The sequence below is a fragment of the Aeromicrobium panaciterrae genome (assembly GCF_031457275.1).
GTDB classification, from domain to species: domain Bacteria; phylum Actinomycetota; class Actinomycetes; order Propionibacteriales; family Nocardioidaceae; genus Aeromicrobium; species Aeromicrobium panaciterrae_A.
The window spans coordinates 2,478,767-2,491,718 of the sequence record NZ_JAVDWH010000001.1 but is presented as its reverse complement, the minus strand read 5'-3'; the positions used below and the strand labels follow the sequence as shown (position 1 = coordinate 2,491,718).

Genomic DNA, 12,952 nt, shown 5'->3' with positions numbered 1-12,952 from the left:
CGCCTACGACAGTCGGAGCAGCTCGTAGCCGCGGAGATCGACGTATGTGCCGTCGCCGAGCCGTTCGGCGAGCTTCTGTGTGCCGTAGTGACGGAATCCGGCGGCCTCGGCGACCTTGTTGCTGCCCTCGTTGCCTTCGGCGGCGTACAGGACGAGGCGGCGGCGATCGAGACCCTCAGAGTTGAAGGCATGCGCGACCACCAGGCGTACGGCCTCCGTCATCACACCCTTGCCTCGTGCGTCGGGATGCATCCAGTAGCCGATCTCGCCGGAGGTCGGATTGGGTCCGAGCAAGTCCATCACCGCGACGTTGCCGAGCAGCTGATCCGTCACCCGGTCGGCGATCGCCCACGTCGCCTTCACTCCCTTGGCGGCCTGCCACACGCAGGTGTCGACGTATTCGCGCGCCGAAGTTTCCGTGTAGGGGTGAGGGAGGCTGCTGAGCCAATGCTGTGATTCGAGGTCGCTGCACGCCTCGGTGATCCGCGACAGATCAGCTTCGCTATTCGCTCGCAAAATGAGGCGCTCAGACTCGAGCACGGTCGACTCGGCCCAATTTGTCCGCGGCATGGGCGCATCTCCGAACCGGATGGATGCTGTCCACGCGTCTAAGACGGCGCCACGCTCGAGCAGGCTTCCCGGAGTGGTGCCATGGAGGGTGAATCCCGCCGAATGGGCGACGCGGAGCGAGGCCTCGTTGCCGACGTGCGACCGCCAATGCACGATCTCGATGCCGCCCTCGTTGAATGCCCAGTCGACGGCCAGACGTACGGCGCGAGCCATCAACCCCTTGCCGCGCGCCCATGGATGGAGCGCAAACCCAATGTCACCGATCGGGCCCTGTCGTATGTCGACGTTGCCGGCGAAGCGGCCGTCGGCCTCGATCGCCCAGATGCGATTGGTGCCCTCGTCCCAGCCGCGAGGAATGATGCCGAGCGCGAAGTCCTCGCTCATCTCTCTCGTCTGAGGAGTGGCGACCGACGTCCAGCGAACCATTTCGGGATCGTTGGCCATCTCGAGCATCGCGTCGATGTCTGCCGGTACGTGCGCGCGCAGCGTCACCAAGCCGTCCGACAGAACCGGCACGTTGAGCGGCCAGATCATCTCGGGCACGGTCATGCGCGATAGGGATCGGCTGGGTAAACACCCAAAATCGTCACGTCAGTGGTGAAGAACGTCAGCTCTTCGAGAGCACGCTTGAGTGGGAGGTCGTCAGGATGTCCGTCGACTTCAGCAAGGAACTGAGTCGCGGTGAACTCGCCGCCCACCATGTAGCTCTCGAGCTTGGTCATGTTGACGCCGTTGGTCGCGAAGCCGCCGAGTGCCTTGTAGAGGGCCGCGGGCAGGTTGCGCACGTTGAAGATGAAACTCGTGACGACCGGACCGTTGCCAGCCGGAGCAACGATCGGATCGCGCGAGAGCACGACGAACCGCGTCGTGTTGTGGTCCTCGTCCTCGATGTCCGTGGCGAGCACATCGAGTCCGTAGATCTCGGCAGCAAGCGGCGGCGAGATGGCGGCCTGTGTCGGATCGTTGGCGTCGGCGATCTCACGTGCGGCACCAGCTGTGTCACCGGAGATCACGGTCGTGAGGCCGTACTTCTTGATCACCTTGCGGCACTGACCCAGCGCGTGGACATGGCTGTGCACGGTCTTGATCGTGTCGAGACTCGAGCCCGGCACGCCCAGCAGGCTGAACTGAATCCGCAGGAAGTGCTCGGCGATGATGTGCAGCCCGGACGTGGGCAGGAAGTGGTGGATGTCAGCGACGCGGCCGGCGATCGAGTTGTCGATCGGGATCATTGCGAGCTCAGCCTCACCCGACGCGACAGCGGCAAAGACGTCCTCGAACGAGGCGCAGGCCACTGCTTCGGCGTCGGGGTAGTGCTCGCGCGCCACGATATGGGAGTTCGAGCCAGGCTCTCCCTGATAGGCGATCCGAATGTCGTTCACGCAACCAGTGTTTCAGACGAGGCGCGCTCCTCCGGCGGCGTGCACGACGAATGCCTCGGGTGCGGGCCAGTCGCGGACGGCGTAGCGGGCCTCGACGCGCTCTCGTATGGCTGCAACTTTGTCGACCGGCACGAGCGCGATGACGCTTCCGCCGAACCCGCCACCCGTCATACGAGCTCCCAGAGCACCGGCCTCGATCGCCGCCTCAACTGCGGTGTCGAGCTCGGGACAGCTGACCTCGAAGTCATCCCGGAGCGACTCGTGCGATGCGGTGAAGATGGCACCGAGCTGGGGCCAGGCGCCGCGGTTCAGCGCGCTGACGGCAGCTCGTACGCGGGCAGTCTCAGTCAGTACGTGACGCGTGCGGGCCTTGAGCACCTCGTCGGTGAGCTTGAAGGTGGCGTCGAGCCCTGCCTGCGACAGGTGTTCGAGTCCAAGCTCTGTTGCGGCGCGCTCGCATTCGTCACGACGAACGGCGTATTCGCCGTCAGCAAGGGAGTGGTGGGCGCCGGTGGCGATGACGAGAAGGACCAGCCCGGCGTCGCCCCACCCGAGCGGCACAGACCGAGTGACTGGCGGATCCGTCGCAAAGTCGATGTGCAGTCCACTTCCAGACTCGGCGAGCAGGACTGCGTACTGGTCCATCAATCCTGTCGGCGCGCCGACGAACCCGTTCTCAGCAACACCTGCCGCGAGTGCGAGCTGCTCAGGCGGGTGTCCGTAGCCCGCGAGTTCGTTGATGGCCAAGGCAATGCCGGAGGTCAATGCCGCGGACGAAGCCAACCCAGCTCCCGATGGCAAGTTCGACTCGATCACCAGATCCAGACCTGGCACGTCGAGCCCCCATTGACGGAACGCCCAGACAACCCCGGCGGCATACGCGGCCCAGCCGTCGACGTCTCCGGGCTGGACCGAGACGGGGAACGACGCCTTGGCCGAGTCGGGTTGATCGGTCCAGACGTTCACGGTGTCGTCGTCGCGGCGGCGGACCTTGACGGTCAGCGTGCGGTCGATCGCCATGGGAAGAACCGGACCACCGTTGTAGTCCAAGTGCTCGCCGATCAGGTTGACTCGCCCGGGCACGATCCACTGGCGTACGTCGGTCACCCGCTAAACCCTAGGCCGTGCCCGGTAGCCCGCACCGCGCCCGGTCGCCCCCGCATCCCGGCTGCCTGCGTTCTCGGTCCTCGCGAGACAACCCTGGTATGGCTTCGGCCCTCGGCCTTGGCAGTCGGGCGCGGATGACGCCCGGATCGAAAGCGCGGGCTACCGGGCACGGCCTAGGCCACCGGCGGCTGGCAGAATGCGCACATGCCTGCTGACCGCCGACCTCGCGTGCTGTCCGGTGCCCAGCCGACTGCCGACTCCTATCACCTGGGCAACTACTTCGGTGCTTTCAGGCAGTGGGTCGAATTGCAGGACGAGTTCGATGCCTTCTACTTCATTCCAGATATGCACGCGATCACGGTCGAGTACTCGCCGACGGACCTGCGCGAGCGTACGTATATCGCCGCAGCTCAGATGCTCGCCGCCGGTGTTGATCCCGCCCGCAGCGCGCTCTTCGTGCAGAGCCACGTGCCCGAGCATGCTCAGCTCGCCTGGGTGCTTGGCGGTGTGACGGGCTTCGGCGAAGCAAGCCGTATGACGCAGTTCAAGGACAAGTCGTCCAAGGGCGGTGCTGAGAGCTCGTCGGTCGGACTGTTCACCTATCCGATCCTGATGGCTGCCGACATCCTGATCTATCAGGCTGATCAGGTACCGGTGGGCGAGGACCAGCGTCAGCATCTCGAGCTTGCCCGCAATCTCGCCCAGCGCTTCAACCACCGCTTCGGTGAGACGTTCAAGGTCCCTGAGGCTTACATCGTCAAAGAGACCGCGAAGATCTACGACCTTCAGGATCCGACAGTCAAGATGAGCGGTTCTGCGGCCTCGCACAACGGCGTCGTGAACCTGACCGACGATCGCAAGAAGGCTGCCAAGAAGGTCAAGTCTGCGGTGACTGACTCCGGCGACGAGGTCCGCTTCGACGAGAAGGAGAAGCCAGGGGTCTCCAACCTCTTGGTGATCTACTCGGCGCTGACCAAGCGCACGATCGCCGACATCGAGCGCGAGTACGTCGGACAGCAGTACGGCGCCTTCAAGGTCGCGCTGTCCGAACTGGTGGCCGACTTCGTCGGGCCGTTCGGCGAACGCACGCGCGAACTGCTCGACGATCGTGCCGAGCTCGACCGCATCCTCAAAGCCGGCGCTGAGCAGGCCCGAGCCGTAGCGGCCCAGACCCTCGAGCTCGTCTACGAGCGCTCCGGATTCGTACGACCCACATGACCCAAACCATCGGTGTCGCCATCCCGGTTCCAGAGCCGTACGGCACATTGCTGCGCAACAAGCGTGCGGAGTTCGGCGATCCGATGGCCCGTACGGTGCCGAGCCACGTCACCTTGATTCCTCCGACCGAAGTCACCGTCGAGGAACTCCAAGGCGTCTGCGAAGCACTCGAACGCGCCTCAGCAACCCTGCCACCGTTCCCCATGCGACTGCGCGGAACAGCGACCTTCCGGCCGATCTCGCCGGTGGTTTTCATCGCTGTCAGCCAGGGCATTTCGTACACGGAGATGCTGGCGAAGTCCGTACGTTCTGCGCTCAAGATCCCGGAGCCGGAGTTCCCCTTCCACCCGCATGTCACCGTTGCGCACAACCTCGACGATGCGAGCCTCGACCGCGCGTACGACGAGCTGAGCGGATTCGAGTGCCAGTTCAACGTTGACGGGTTCGCGCTCTATGAGCACGACGATGTCAACGGCTGGGTACCGAAGCGAACCTTCGCTCTCGGCCCCGAACCCCGCTAGACCACGATCGAGCCGTCGCCCACGGTCGTCAGGTGTTCGAACAGTTCAGCCTTGAACGCGCGAGCCGCGAGCGGCAGTGCTTCAGAGCTTCGATGTGCCAGGGCGATCACTCGGTCGAGCGGGGGATTGTCGAGCTGTGAGGCGCGCAGCTGTGGGCGGTTGGTCAGCACCATGCTCGGCACGACCGCGTAACCGAGCCCGGACTCCACGAACCGGAGGACGGCGCTCATCTCTCCGCCTTCGACGGCAAAGCGCGGCTCAAATCCGGCGGCCCTGCACGCCCTGAGCGTGACGTCGCGAAGGTAGTAGCCCTCACGGAACATCACCAGCGGCATGTCCTTGAGGTCTTTGACGTCCATCCGCTCCGGAAGGTCAGAGTCTGCGGGACTCGCCAATACGAGCTTCTCGCGCAGCACAGGCGTCGTCTCGATATCGGGATCGTCGGTGATGAGCGGAACGATCAGGAGGGCCACATCGAGTCGCCCTTGGACGAGTTCGCGAGTCAGTACCTGAGAGCCGGCCTCCTGGACCTCGAGGTCGATGTCGGGGTATTTGCTGTGGAACCGGTGCAGCGCTTCGGGCAGCAATCCGTCGCAGAGTGACGGCGTCGCGCCGAGACGTACTCGGCCACGTCGAAGGTTGGCCACTTCCTTGACGGTGCGCTCAGCACTCTCGACGTCGATCAGGATGCGCTGCGCGTGTGGAAGCAGTGCTGCGCCGGCACTGGTCAGCTCGATCGCTCCACGATTTCGTACGAACAGGGGAGTGCCGAGCGAGTTCTCAAGAACCCGGATCTGCTTGGAGAGGCTGGGCTGCGAGACGCCCGTGAGCTCGGCTGCGCGGGTGAAGTGCCGCGTACGCGCGACGGCCACAAAATAGCTGAGCTGCTGGATTTGCATGGATCCATTCTTTCATAGCCATTGGCTATGAAACGTCGCCTCACTATGACTTTGCGCGAATGAGCGGACAGTCCTAAGGTGTGGGCCGTGACCACCACCTCACCAGCTCCCTCGTCTGGAGCACCGTTGAAGGGGCCCAATGGGGCCGGCCGCGCGGCAATTGCCGCCCGAACACTGCGAAACGACCGGTGGTGGCTTCCACCGCTCGCCACTGCGCTGGGCCTCGGTGCCTGGGTCGCGTACGCGACCGTGCGTGCGTTCATGCAGAAGGACTACTTCGTCGCGCAGTACGAGTACCTCACTCCGTTCTACTCGCCGTGTGTCTCCAAGGGTTGTATCCCGGAGTCCTCACACTTCGGCCAGTTCCTGCCCGATCAGTGGTGGCTCCCGTACGCCGCATTGACGCTGCCGTTCCTGCTGTTGTTCCGCATGACGTGCTACTACTACCGCAAGGCCTACTACCGCGCGTTCTGGCTGTCGCCGCCCGCGTGCGCCGTGGCTGAGCCGCACCAGAAGTACACCGGTGAGACGCGCTTCCCGCTTCTCGGTCAGAACCTCCACCGCTACTTCTTCTACGCTGCCGCGCTCATCTCGGTCATCAATACGTATGACGCGGTCAAGGCGTTCCAGACCGCCGACCACGAGTTCGGTTTCGGTCTCGGCAACATCATCCTGATTGTCAACGTGATCGCCCTCTGGGCCTACACCGCGTCGTGCCACTCGTGCCGCAGCCTTATCGGCGGCCGTTTGAACCACTTCTCCAAGCACCCGATCCGCTACAAGCTCTGGGGCTGGGTTTCCAAGCTCAACGGTCGCCACATGGGACTCGCCTGGCTGACGCTCGGCACCCTCGCGCTGACCGACTTCTACATCATGGCCGTCTCTGCCGGCTGGATCGACGACCTTCGCTTCATCAACTGACGGACTGAAATTTCATGACTGCTGATATCGAGACACACACATACGACGTCGTCATCATCGGCGCCGGTGGCGCCGGTCTGCGCGCTGCGATCGAGGCCCGCGTGTCGGGCAAGAAGACCGCGATCATCTCCAAGTCGCTGTTCGGCAAGGCCCACACGGTCATGGCCGAGGGCGGCTGCGCGGCTGCGATGGGCAACGCCAACTCCAACGACAACTGGATGGTGCACTTCGGTGACACCATGCGAGGCGGCAAGTTCCTCAACAACTGGCGCATGGCCGAGTTGCACGCGAAGGAAGCTCCGGACCGTGTCTGGGAGCTCGAGACGTACGGCGCGCTCTTCGACCGCACGGCCGACGGCCGCATCAGCCAGCGCAACTTCGGTGGCCACAGCTACCCGCGCCTCGCCCACGTCGGCGACCGCACGGGCCTGGAGCTGATCCGCACGCTTCAGCAGAAGATCGTCTCGCTGCAGCAGGAAGACTTCCGCAACACCGGCGACTACGAAGCCAACATCAAGGTCTATGACGAGACCACGATCGTCGACCTGCTCAAGGACGGCGACAAGATCTCCGGCGCCGTTGCCTACCAGCGTGAGTCCGGACGCCACCTGCTGTTCGAGGCGCCCGCGATCGTCATGGCCACCGGCGGCATCGGCAAGTCCTACAAGGTCACCAGCAACTCCTGGGAGTACACCGGCGACGGTCACGCGCTCGCACTTCGCGCCGGCGCCTCGCTGATCAACATGGAGTTCTTGCAGTTCCACCCGACCGGCATGGTCTGGCCGCCTTCGGTCAAGGGCATCCTCGTCACCGAGTCTGTACGCGGTGACGGTGGAATCCTGACCAACTCCGAGGGCAAGCGCTTCATGTTCGACTACATCGCGGACGTGTTCAAGGATCTCTACGCCACGACGCCCGAAGAAGGCGACCGCTGGTACACCGACCCCGACAACAACCGGCGTCCCCCCGAGCTGCTGCCGCGCGATGAGGTGGCTCGGGCCATCAACTCCGAGGTCAAGGCTGGCCGAGGAACCCCGCACGGCGGGGTGTATCTGACCGTCGCCGGACGTACCGAGGTGGGCCTGACCACCGAAGCGATCCTCAAGAAGCTGCCGTCGATGCACCACCAGTTCAAGGAGCTCGCCGACGTCGACATCACGAAGGAAGCGATGGAAGTCGGCCCGACGTGTCACTACGTCATGGGCGGCATCGAGGTCGATCCTGACACCGGTGCGGCTTCGGTCCCCGGTCTTTTCGCCGCAGGCGAGTGCTCCGGCGGTATGCACGGCTCCAACCGCCTCGGCGGCAACTCGCTCTCGGACCTTCTGGTCTTCGGCAAGCGTGCCGGTGCTGGTGCTGCGGAGTACGTCGACAAGCTCGGCAAGGATCGCCCCGTGGTGTCTGACGCCGCCGTCAAGGAAGCCCGCGATCGTTCGGTTGCTCCGTTCGGTGATGGTGGCCAGGAAGGCGCCGAGAACCCGTACACGATCCACCAGGAACTCCAGCAGTCGATGAACGACCTGGTCGGCATCATCCGCAAGGCCGAAGAGGTCGAAGAGGCTCAGGGCAAGATCGACGAGCTCCGCGAGCGGGCCAAGCACATGGTCGTTGAGGGACACCGCCAGTTCAACCCGGGCTGGCACCTCGCTCTCGACCTGCGCAACATGCTCCTGGTCAGCGAGTGCGTCGCCAAGGCGGCACTCATCCGTACCGAGAGCCGCGGCGGTCACACCCGCGAAGACCACCCCGTCATGAATGCTGAGTGGCGTCACAAGCTGCTCGTCTGCAACATCAAGGACGACGGTTCGGTCGACGTTCAGGAGAAGGAGCAGATCCCGCTCCGCGAAGACCTGCTCGACCTGTTCGAGATGAGCGAACTGAAGAAGTACTTCACCGAAGCTGAGCTGGCCGGAAGGAATTCCTGATGAGCTACGAGCAGAACTTTCGTGTCTGGCGCGGCGACGCTGAGGGTGGCGACTTCGAGAACTACGACGTCGAGGTCAACGAGGGCGAAGTCGTCCTCGATGTGATCCACCGCCTGCAGGCCACGCAGACGCCCGACCTGGCCGTTCGCTGGAACTGCAAGGCCGGCAAGTGTGGCTCGTGCAGTGCCGAGATCAACGGTCGCCCGCGACTGCTCTGCATGACGCGTATGTCGACGCTGCCGCAGGAAAGCACCGTCACGATCACTCCGATGCGTACGTTCCCTGTCATCCGCGACCTCGTCACAGACGTCTCGTTCAACTACGAGAAGGCTCGCGAAGTTCGCGCGTTCGTACCGCCGGAGGGTCTCAAGCCGGGCGAGTACCGCATGCAGCAGGTCGACGTCGAGCGCTCGCAGGAGTTCCGCAAGTGCATCGAGTGCTTCCTGTGCCAGGACACGTGCCACGTGCTGCGTGACCACGAGGAGAACAAGCCGGCCTTCTCAGGCCCGCGTTTCCTCATGCGCGTTGCCGAGCTCGACATGCACCCGTTGGATGCCGCCGCAGAGCAGGGCGTCAACCGCAAGGCGGCTGCACAGGACGAGCACGGTCTCGGCTTCTGCAACATCACGAAGTGCTGCACCGAGGTCTGCCCCGAGCACATCAAGATCACGGACAACGCACTCATCCCGCTCAAGGAACGTGTCGTCGACCTGAAGTTCGACCCGATGATCCGTCGCAAGAAGAAGGCCAAGGCCTGACTCTCACCTCTTCGTGAGGACATGCCCGCACTCGTTTCGAGTTGCGGGCATGTTTGTGTTCCCTAGCGTGGAGACATGCATGTCGAGCGCACGTTTGTCGTGTCAACGCCGATCGAGGAGACCTTCGCGTACCTCAGCGACTTCGAGAACACCGAAGAGTGGGATCCCGGCACCATCTCCACACGACGCACGAGCGGCGACGGTGAGCTCGGCACGACGTACGAGAACACCTCGGAGTTCATGGGTCGCAAGACACAGCTGATGTACGAGACGATCGGCCACGACGATCCGACGTTCTTCTCGTGCCGGGGCCGCAACAAGACTGCTACCGCGACCGACACCATGACATTTACGCGGGACGGTAGCTGGACCCAGATCCATTACCGCGCGGACTTCGAGTTCCACGGCCTGGTGAGGTTCGTGGCCCCGTTGGTGGTCAAGCCCAAGCTCGACTCACTCGCGGACGAGACGATCGAGCAGATCCAGAAGGTGCTGGACGCGCGCTAGCCGCCAGCCTCAATCGCAGCCTTGAGCTTGGCGAGTTTGTCTGCGTCGATGCCGCCTTGCGCGTGCAACTCCTCGAGCACCTTGATCCGGTCAGCCGGTTCGGCGGGAGTTTCGGTGAGCTGACCGAGCTGACCGTTCATGATCTGCCGCAACGTGATCGAGCCGTCCGTTGGTGTTGTCGTCAGTGTCGCCGCGGAGATCGGTTTGTCGAGCACGAACCTGGACAGGCCGCCGAACAGTCCGCCGATCACGCGACCCAGGACGATGCGAGCGACGACTGAAAGCAGAAATCCGCCGATCGGTATGAGGACGGCAAGGATGCCGAATCCCTTGGCGCTGTCGAACAGATCGAGGATCGCGTCCATGGCGGGATGCTACTGCGCGTCTACGGGTTCTTGAGCGCCTCGGCGCGCGCCGCGGCGAGCTCCGCAGCACTGATCGTGCCCTTGGCGTGAAGTGCGTCGAGCTCTGCCAGGCGTTCCTCGAGCGACTTCTCCGGCGAGAGCGCCTTGCTTTTGATCAAGGTCGTCATCGCCTCGGTCTCCATCGTGAGGGGATTGATCCCCGCGTCAGCAGCCTTCTTCCAGTTCAAGATCAGGAGGATTCCGCCAACGATCAGAATGCCGACGAAGAACGCAATGAACTCGGTGGGAGCGCCGCTGAGAAGCGAGTCGTTGCCGTACGGATCATCCATGCAGGCACTCTAGGTCGAGACAGGGCCGGGCATCACCAGAAACAGCGATATCCTGAGCGGATGCGTCTTGCAGAATCACTTACCCGCTCGATTGAGGTCGTCACCCCCGACCTCATCGAACTGCGCCGTGATCTGCACGCTTTTCCGGAGCTGTCGTGGCACGAAGAACGTACGACCGACGTCGTCGCGTCGTGGATGGACAAGCTCGGAATTCCGTACGAACGATTCGATGGCACCGGACTGATGGCCGAGGTTGGGCCTGATGAAGGGCCGATTGTCGCCCTGCGCGCCGACCTTGATGCTCTGCCGGTTGAAGACACTTCGCAAGACCCCTGGAAGTCGAGTGTCCCCGGCGTCTCGCACTCGTGCGGTCATGACGTTCACGTCGCATCGCTGCTCGGCGCGGGTGTCGCGCTGTCCGAGGCCAACGCCATCCAGCCGCTGCCCGTACGCGTCCGACTGATCTTCCAGCCAGCTGAAGAAATCATGCCGGGCGGCGCTCTCAAGGTGCTGGCCGCTGGCGCACTCAAGGGCGTGAGTCGTGTCTTCGCCCTGCACTGCGATCCGTCGCTCGATGTCGGGCAGGTTGGCCTCCGCGAAGGTCCGATCACCGGAGCCTCCGACCGCATCCATGTGGTCCTGAGCGGCCGTGGCGGTCACACCTCGCGACCTCACCTCACCGAAGACCTCACCTACGCGCTCGGCAGCCTCGTCACCCAGCTCCCAGCCGTACTCTCGCGTCGTTTCGATCCTCGAGCTGGCGCCAGCATGGTGTGGGGCAGCATCCACTCTGGCAACGCCTCCAACGTCATCCCGTCGACGGGCGAGCTCAGCGGCACGCTGCGCATGCTCGACGCGGCCGCGTGGCATCAGGCTGAGCATCTCGTCCGCGGTCTGATCAGCGACATCATCGAACCGTTCGGCGTGAGCGCAGATGTCACCTACGTACGCGGCGTCCCGCCCGTCGTCAACGACTTCCGGGCTACCGAAGTACTGCGCCAGGCAGTGACCGAAGCCGTGGGTCCGAGTGCAGTCGCAACGACAACGCAGAGCCTTGGCGGCGAGGACTTCGCCTGGTATGTCGAGGCTGTGCCGGGTGCGATGGGACGGCTTGGCACGCGTACGCCCGACGGTCCGACGTACGACTTGCACCAGGGCAATCTTCGTGTCGACGAGAGAGCCATCGCGATCGGCGCCAAGGTTCTTGCCTGCGCTGCCGTCACCTGAGCACCAGCGGCAACATCGTCTCCTCTATTACAAATCGGTATCAGCCTGCGCAATATCGCTGAGCGACTCCCATGTGGCCAGATCGCGCACTAGGGTCGAACGGTGCCGGGGTCCCGGCTCTCGTACCAAGGAGGAATTTTGCGTCGATTGACGAAGGCCACCGCTATTGCCGGTGTCGCCGCGCTCGTGCTCGCAGGAGCCGGTTGCGGAAAGAACAGTGACGGCGACGATGACTCGTCGTCGAAGGGCGACTGCGTCAAGGTCGATCCCACCAAGAAGGTCGGACTCGCATTCGACATCGGTGGACGCGGCGACCAGTCGTTCAACGACTCCGCTGCCAAGGGCCTCGACAAGGCCGCTTGTGACCTCGGATTCTCCGCCAAGACGGCTGAAGCTCAGGACGGCGAGGCCGAGTCGGCTCGCGAAGGTCGCCTGCAGCAGCTCGTTGACGCTGGCTACAACCCCGTGATCGCCGTGGGCTTCGCCTACTCCGCATCCGTGGGCAAGGTCGCCAAGGCCAACCCGGACGTCAACTTCGCCATCGTCGATGACGGCGTAGAGGGCAAGAACATCGCCAACCTGCTGTTCGCAGAAGAGCAGGGCTCGTTCCTGGTCGGTGCAGCTGCAGCGCTCAAGTCCGAGTCGGGCACGATCGGCTTCATTGGTGGTGTCGAGGTACCGCTGATCCAGAAGTTTGAAGCGGGCTACGTCGCGGGCGCCAAGGCCGTGAACCCTGACATCGACGTCAAGTCGCGCTACCTCACTCAGCCGCCGGACTTCAGCGGCTTCGGTGACCCGGCGAAGGGCAAGACTGCTGCCGAGGGCATGTACGACGACGGCGCAGACATCGTCTACGCAGCTGCCGGTGGTTCAGGTGGCGGCGTGTTCGAGGCTGCTTCGGCCGCCAAGACCAAGGCGATCGGTGTTGACTCCGACCAGGCGCTCACCGCCGACCCGGCAGTCAAGGACGTCATCATGACGTCGATGCTCAAGAACGTCGATGTGGCCGTGTTCAACTTCCTGAAGGCAGTTGACGAAGGCAACGTCCCGACTGGTCCGACGACGTTCGACCTCAAGGTCGATGGCGTTGGCTACTCCACCACAGGTGGTCAGGTCGACGACATCAAGGAAAAGCTCGAGGAGTACAAGGCACAGATCATTGACGGAACCATCAAGGTTCCGACAGCACCCTGATCAACTGCTGACGTGGCCCGGGTCTCGCG

The 12,952-nt window shown here is 63.7% G+C and carries 14 protein-coding genes; 8 read left to right on the top strand and 6 right to left on the bottom strand.

Features of this window, described 5'->3' with window-relative positions; all coding sequences use genetic code 11:
• Positions 1-3 precede the first annotated feature (3 nt).
• The 3 genes from J2X11_RS12735 to galK are packed head-to-tail and all read right to left on the bottom strand — an operon-like array spanning position 4 to position 3,059.
• Positions 4-1,119, bottom strand: coding sequence for a GNAT family N-acetyltransferase (locus tag J2X11_RS12735; protein ID WP_309971615.1), 1,116 nt, complete (start codon positions 1,117-1,119; stop codon positions 4-6).
• A complete protein-coding gene (locus J2X11_RS12730) occupies positions 1,116-1,952 on the bottom strand; it encodes a prephenate dehydratase (protein ID WP_309971613.1) in 837 nt (278 codons plus the stop codon). The genes J2X11_RS12735 and J2X11_RS12730 overlap by 4 nt, the downstream gene beginning before the upstream one ends.
• Before the next feature lie 12 nt (positions 1,953-1,964).
• Positions 1,965-3,059: a galactokinase gene (gene galK / locus J2X11_RS12725; protein WP_309971611.1), complete on the bottom strand. Its 1,095-nt coding sequence runs from the start codon at positions 3,057-3,059 to the stop codon at positions 1,965-1,967.
• A 204-nt stretch (positions 3,060-3,263) separates the two neighbouring features.
• Between galK and trpS the strand changes: the two genes are divergently transcribed.
• Positions 3,264-4,277 (top strand): tryptophan--tRNA ligase, encoded by a 1,014-nt coding sequence (gene trpS / locus J2X11_RS12720; protein WP_309971609.1) that lies wholly within the window; start codon positions 3,264-3,266, stop codon positions 4,275-4,277.
• Positions 4,274-4,798, top strand: coding sequence for a 2'-5' RNA ligase family protein (locus tag J2X11_RS12715; protein ID WP_309971606.1), 525 nt, complete (start codon positions 4,274-4,276; stop codon positions 4,796-4,798). The genes trpS and J2X11_RS12715 overlap by 4 nt, the downstream gene beginning before the upstream one ends.
• On the opposite strand, the gene J2X11_RS12710 is transcribed toward J2X11_RS12715, so the two are convergent.
• Positions 4,795-5,697 (bottom strand): LysR family transcriptional regulator, encoded by a 903-nt coding sequence (locus tag J2X11_RS12710; protein WP_309971605.1) that lies wholly within the window; start codon positions 5,695-5,697, stop codon positions 4,795-4,797. The genes J2X11_RS12715 and J2X11_RS12710 overlap by 4 nt on opposite strands.
• 87 nt (positions 5,698-5,784) lie before the next feature.
• Here J2X11_RS12710 and J2X11_RS12705 point away from each other — a divergent pair, with 87 nt between their 5' ends.
• The 4 genes from J2X11_RS12705 to J2X11_RS12690 all read left to right on the top strand — a co-directional run bounded on the left by J2X11_RS12705 (position 5,785) and on the right by J2X11_RS12690 (position 9,808).
• The gene (locus tag J2X11_RS12705; RefSeq protein ID WP_309971603.1) at positions 5,785-6,618 is read left to right on the top strand and encodes a hypothetical protein; all 834 of its coding nucleotides are present in this window, start codon (positions 5,785-5,787) and stop codon (positions 6,616-6,618) included.
• A gap of 14 nt (positions 6,619-6,632) precedes the next feature.
• Positions 6,633-8,543, top strand: a complete 1,911-nt coding sequence (locus J2X11_RS12700) for a fumarate reductase/succinate dehydrogenase flavoprotein subunit (RefSeq protein ID WP_309971601.1) — start codon at positions 6,633-6,635, stop codon at positions 8,541-8,543.
• Positions 8,543-9,301, top strand: a complete 759-nt coding sequence (locus J2X11_RS12695; RefSeq protein ID WP_309971599.1) for a succinate dehydrogenase/fumarate reductase iron-sulfur subunit — start codon at positions 8,543-8,545, stop codon at positions 9,299-9,301. Before J2X11_RS12700 ends, J2X11_RS12695 begins: the two co-directional genes overlap by 1 nt.
• Positions 9,302-9,376: 75 nt before the next feature.
• Positions 9,377-9,808 carry an SRPBCC family protein gene (locus tag J2X11_RS12690; RefSeq protein WP_309971597.1) on the top strand — a complete coding sequence of 144 codons (432 nt, stop codon included), beginning with the start codon at positions 9,377-9,379 and terminating at the stop codon, positions 9,806-9,808.
• On the opposite strand, the gene J2X11_RS12685 is transcribed toward J2X11_RS12690, so the two are convergent.
• Both J2X11_RS12685 and J2X11_RS12680 read right to left on the bottom strand, forming a co-directional pair.
• Positions 9,805-10,173 carry a hypothetical protein gene (locus J2X11_RS12685; protein ID WP_309971596.1) on the bottom strand — a complete coding sequence of 123 codons (369 nt, stop codon included), beginning with the start codon at positions 10,171-10,173 and terminating at the stop codon, positions 9,805-9,807. The genes J2X11_RS12690 and J2X11_RS12685 overlap by 4 nt on opposite strands.
• A 20-nt stretch (positions 10,174-10,193) precedes the next feature.
• Positions 10,194-10,502: a hypothetical protein gene (locus J2X11_RS12680; RefSeq protein ID WP_309971594.1), complete on the bottom strand. Its 309-nt coding sequence runs from the start codon at positions 10,500-10,502 to the stop codon at positions 10,194-10,196.
• A 60-nt stretch (positions 10,503-10,562) separates the two neighbouring features.
• Here J2X11_RS12680 and J2X11_RS12675 point away from each other — a divergent pair, with 60 nt between their 5' ends.
• Together J2X11_RS12675 and J2X11_RS12670 are read left to right on the top strand one after the other, a co-directional pair.
• Positions 10,563-11,729 (top strand): amidohydrolase, encoded by a 1,167-nt coding sequence (locus J2X11_RS12675; RefSeq protein ID WP_309971593.1) that lies wholly within the window; start codon positions 10,563-10,565, stop codon positions 11,727-11,729.
• A gap of 138 nt (positions 11,730-11,867) precedes the next feature.
• Entirely contained in the window at positions 11,868-12,923 is a 1,056-nt protein-coding gene (locus J2X11_RS12670; protein WP_309971591.1) for a BMP family lipoprotein, read from the top strand.
• Positions 12,924-12,952: the final 29 nt, after the last annotated feature.